This is a genomic window from Bartonella sp. AA1HLJMS, assembly GCF_042197445.1.
Classification (GTDB): Bacteria; Pseudomonadota; Alphaproteobacteria; order Rhizobiales; family Rhizobiaceae; genus Bartonella.
In genome coordinates this window covers 1-4,608 of record NZ_JBHIRW010000036.1, presented here as the reverse complement: position 1 = coordinate 4,608, position 4,608 = coordinate 1, and the positions used below count along the sequence as shown (strand labels likewise).

At 40.7% G+C, this 4,608-nt stretch carries 6 protein-coding genes and 1 pseudogene; 5 read left to right on the top strand and 2 right to left on the bottom strand.

Annotation, left to right across the window (positions count from 1 at the left end):
* Positions 1–517: 517 nt before the first annotated feature.
* Entirely contained in the window at positions 518–1,033 is a 516-nt protein-coding gene (locus tag ACFIQE_RS07800; RefSeq protein ID WP_375621748.1) for a short-chain dehydrogenase, read from the bottom strand.
* Positions 1,034–1,051: 18 nt separating this feature from the next.
* A complete protein-coding gene (locus tag ACFIQE_RS07795; RefSeq protein WP_375621749.1) occupies positions 1,052–1,615 on the bottom strand; it encodes an NADPH-dependent FMN reductase in 564 nt (187 codons plus the stop codon).
* A 565-nt stretch (positions 1,616–2,180) separates the two neighbouring features.
* Here ACFIQE_RS07795 and ACFIQE_RS07790 point away from each other — a divergent pair.
* From ACFIQE_RS07790 to ACFIQE_RS07770, 5 genes and pseudogenes are all read left to right on the top strand, one after another.
* On the top strand, positions 2,181–2,474 hold the full coding sequence (locus ACFIQE_RS07790) for a hypothetical protein (protein ID WP_375621750.1): 294 nt from the start codon (positions 2,181–2,183) through the stop codon (positions 2,472–2,474).
* A gap of 124 nt (positions 2,475–2,598) precedes the next feature.
* The gene (locus tag ACFIQE_RS07785) at positions 2,599–3,132 is read left to right on the top strand and encodes a hypothetical protein (protein ID WP_375621751.1); all 534 of its coding nucleotides are present in this window, start codon (positions 2,599–2,601) and stop codon (positions 3,130–3,132) included.
* A gap of 30 nt (positions 3,133–3,162) precedes the next feature.
* On the top strand, positions 3,163–3,312 hold the full coding sequence (locus ACFIQE_RS07780) for a hypothetical protein (RefSeq protein ID WP_375621752.1): 150 nt from the start codon (positions 3,163–3,165) through the stop codon (positions 3,310–3,312).
* A gap of 114 nt (positions 3,313–3,426) precedes the next feature.
* Entirely contained in the window at positions 3,427–3,963 is a 537-nt protein-coding gene (locus ACFIQE_RS07775) for a hypothetical protein (RefSeq protein ID WP_375707475.1), read from the top strand.
* A 313-nt stretch (positions 3,964–4,276) separates the two neighbouring features.
* Positions 4,277–4,608: pseudogene (locus ACFIQE_RS07770) on the top strand (hypothetical protein); the annotation flags it as partial.

Sequence of the window (4,608 nt, the reverse complement as noted above, 5' to 3'; positions counted from 1 at the left end):
AACTGTAAAAGCGGGTGTGGTTGGTCAAGAGCCGTGAGAGTTGTGGGGAGGATATGGGGAGAAAAGGTGCCAATGGAGGATGGTTGGATTGTGCAATGTGTCAAAATTGGAATGGGGTAATGGGGAATGGGGGAATGGAGGGCGTTGGGGGAAAAGGGCTGATGTGGCAATGAATAGGCTGGTGATAGGCTTGTAATAGGCTTTAATGGGGCGGTTTATCGGCAGTTTGCTTGTTTTCTGTGAATTTGCAAAATCGTAAAAACGTGGAACTGTAATAGGGCGTGTGGTTGGTCAAGAGCCGTGATGGTTGTGAGAGGGGGATAAGCCCGTGTGAGAAGGGTTAGAAAAACGTTTGGTTTTGGAGCTGTTGATATAGGCATGCTGTTTAGAGGCGTAAGGGAGGGGGATTGTTCGTTCTCAAAGCCTATGATGTAGAGAGTATGAGTTATTTAAGAGGGTGTTCGGGTATGGATAGAGATTGAAGGGGCACTGCTTCTTTGCAAAGCAGAGGTATTGATCATAAGTTTTGTTTATTCATATGGTTTTTTATGGCATCCAGTACCTGTTGGCTTATCTCCTGATGGGGCAGCCGTCGTAAACCTTTTGGGGTTGTTTTTTGTCCTAATTGAATGGGGATAAAATCAACCTTGTTTTTGCGCGCGCACTCGAGGATCATTTGATCATGCGTGTTGGAACCAAAAATATGAAGAATACATGGCGGTTTAGGCAAAAGAGCCAACTGCTCAATTAATGCGCAAGAAAATGCATAGGCGGGCGAATGAATCCATAATATGCAATATTTTAGATCATGCCATTGCTTCACAGCTTCTAAAAATTGCGCCTTTGATGCCGCACAATCATAATCCAACGACACGCACAACTGTTTGTTGTGCAATGCCTCAAGCTGGACTTTATGGGAAAGAAAGCGTGCAGCAATAATCACTTCTTGCGGCTTTAGTGATTGATACAAAGGAGCAAGCATCCCTGTGCCCCCTACCACTAAATAACGATAGTGCGCATCCTTTTTTTTCATGCCCCCTCCCTTATTACTTTAAATCCCACCTCGTTGCTTTAAAAATGTGTACATTTCATCAGCAAGTCTTTCACAACGGGTTTGTACCTCTTCACTTATAACTTTCCAAGTACGACCTTCATCATCTGAGGAAAAATCTTCGTTGGAAGAGGCAATTTGACATTGGAGTGTATAACCATAAAGCGTGTGCACCACCGGCACTAAATGCTCACACGGTTGTGCGCATTTTTTGGCAGTACTCCCATGAGAGATAAGCCCAACAGGTTTATTTAAAAAGGCATTATAGCTCAAATTATCAAGAGCATTTTTTAAAACACCCGAATAAGATCCTTGATAAACAGGGCTTGCTAGAATAACGCCATCAGCCGCGGCAATGGTTTTGACAAACTCACGGACCGCAGCACTTGGATTAGCCTCTACCTGCTGATGATAATCTGGATCTGTCATCGGCAAGGGCTGTTCACGCAAATCAACCCAATGAAGTGATGCACCCCGCTTTATGAGGCAATCCGCTAAATAATTGGCTAAAGTTCTTGTTAAGGAAGGTTGACGCACAGACCCCAAAATAATTGCTATATTCAACAGGATTCTCCTTTATCTTTTCCCCACAAGCCTATAACGCAAGGCTTATAAAGAATTGTGAGTAAAATGATGCGTATCATTATGCTGTTTATAAAGAGCAATTGTGATGATATCGCATCATCATAGAATCAGTCCATGCTAACAAGATTGTTGACAAAACAACACCTCAAACTTGCAAGGGAATGTTAGTGCTTTCATTAATATTAAAATGCTTGATCTCAAAAGTAGCGGCTGTCTCGTGTTTTAGAAGCGCTTTTATGAATATATTCTAAGCTATTGGCTTGCAAGAACTCTAATGAAAAATGGAAGATATCATCGTATTTTGAATGATCATTGAGCCTTTTTAATTGGAATAAGAAAGTTGTAAGATTTTCTCATTTCAAATGCTCTTATTGCGCGATCATTTGCGCATCAATGGAAGTTGCTTTTTTCATGTCTTAAGTGGGCGGAAAATAATTGAGAAAAGAATAAAAATGCTTCTGTCTTTTCAAGGGATAAGGGCTATCGTAAAAGCCTAGATATGTCTGTTTTTGGGGCAGGAGTGGGGTTGTTGTAGGAGCGGTAATTGGGGGTTGTCCGTGTTGAGGAATGGAGTTATGGCGTGCCCCGTATTACAAGGGAGGGTAAGGCTATTGTAGAGGCCGCAGGGGGCGTATATGAATGGCGCCGGATTACATTTTTTACTGAAACAATAGGGGTGATAGAGTTTATAGTAAGGGGATATATTCATGGGGGCGCTATTGTTATCCCCTTCATGGGGGCTGTTCATGAAATGGGGGTGATACGCGTTGGTTTGCAAGTGTTGAGAGGTGTTTTTTTTAAACAAGCACGTGAATTGGCAAAACTATTGGCAACATAAAATATGCAATACGAGTGTTCTCTGGGGTATTCTGTTTGACGACAATGGACGGAATTTTACTTGAGAGATTGTTCGTGTTCTTATAAAAGTCAAGGACAAACAGTTGTATAAAAAGGAAGAGCAAATGAAGGGGGAAAATTCCACATTTTATAACAAACTGTGCTCTGTTGTTTTTGGAAAATCATTTCGTTCTTATAAAGACCATATTATCATTTGGCTTATTTCTATCCTTATTGGGATAGGTCATAAAGCTCTTTTGATCCCATTAGAATCCAAGTGGTCGTTGAGTGTATCGCAGGATAGCGCTCTTTTGGCGCTCTTTGTGCTGCGTGAAGTTATCATGGTGTGTGTTGTTGCCTTGATACCTGTTTTATTGGTGCTTTATCTCATCTTAACGTATTTGTTGAAAAAAAAGATTCAGCAGTTAGAAGAGGCTATCCAGCAACGGGGGCACACAACCGATCAACAAAATAATCCGGTAAAAAAGGATAGAGAAAAAATAAGCTGTTTTTTTATCGTATACTTTTGGTTGATATTTCTGCTAGAAGTCTTTTTTCCTGCGGGTGTTGTCATGCTCATTTTAGAATTTTATTATTTTGTTTTCAAGCGCGTGAGAACGTATTGTAGAGTGAGACGGGCATTAAAACGCGTAAGATAAAGAGAGTGACAAGGCGCTTTTGTAGCTATCGTGAGGGGTAAGAGGCAATGTTTAGAAGCTCTCGTGACACAAGAAGAGGGGATGGTTGGAAAATCATCAGGCAAAGAGGATAAAGAAGCCTATCAGGTTTGTAATGAGGAGGATGCTCTTAATCATTGGGAAGAGCAACCGCGCTTTTAGAAAGTTTGGGGTTTTTATTGAAAATAAGGGAAGCGCCATGCATCGCACTTTTCGTGGTTCTTAAAAGAGCGGGCATGAGATAAAAAAATGCGTTTTTCATAAAAAGGAAGAGCAATGAAGGGGAAAAATTCAGCATTTTATAATGGACTACGCTATTTTTTCGAAAAAAGTGTTTTTTCTGAGAAAGAGCGTGTTGTCATTTGTTTTCTCTCTCTCATTATTGAGCTATGCAACAGGATTTTCTTTCTCTCATCTTTGGGTAGCCAAGAGAACTTGACAGGGTGGCAGGATACACCCCTTTTTCTCTCTCTGTGTGCGTTTTGGCAAGTTATTATAGTGTGTGTTTGGGTCTTGTTTCCAGTTCTGTACATACTCTTCATAACATTGTGGCTTTTGTTGAGAAAAAATACTCAAAAATTGAAAGAAATAAACCAGCAACGGGGTAAAATAACCGATCAAAAGGATCGATATAAAGAAAGTGTGAACTGGAAAATGGACGATATTCTTGTTACAATATTCGGTCTCGTGCTTCTGTTCGTGACACTGTGGGTTGCTTGTATTCCCATGATGATTTTAGAACTTTATTATGGTGTCTTTAAGCAGGTGAGAACGTATCGTAAAGTGAGACGGGAATTAAAACGCGTAAGATAAAGAGAGTGACAAGGCGCTTGCCTAGCTATAAAGCGCTTTTGTCGCTATTGTGAGGGGGGAGAGGCAACGTTTAGAAGCTCTCGTGACACAAGAAAGAGGGGATGGTTGGAAAATCATCAGGCAAAGAGGATAAAGAAGCCTATCAGGTTTGTAATGAGGAGGATGCTCTTAATCATTGGGAAGAGCAACCACGCTTTTAGAAAATTGGGGTTTTTTGTTGAAAACAAGGGAAGCGCCATGCATCGCACTTTTCGTGGTTCTTAAAAGAGCGGGCATGAGATAAAAAATGCGTTTTTCATAAAAAGGAAGAGCAATGAAGGGGAAAAATTCAGCATTTTATAATGGACTGCGCCATTTTTTCGAGAAAGATTATTTTTCTGTGCAAGAGTATGTTGTCATTTGGTTCCTCTCGCTCATTATTGAGTTGTGCAACAGGATTTTCTTTCTTCCATCCTTAGGTAGCCAAGAGAACTTGACAGGGTGGCAGGATACACCTCTTTTTCTCTCTCTGTGTGCGTTTTGGCAAGTTATTATAGTGTGTGTTTGGGTCTTGTTTCCAGTTATGTTGATACTCTTCATAACATTGTGGCTTTTGTTGAGAAAAAATACTCAAAAATTGAAAGAAATAAACCAGCAACGGGGTAA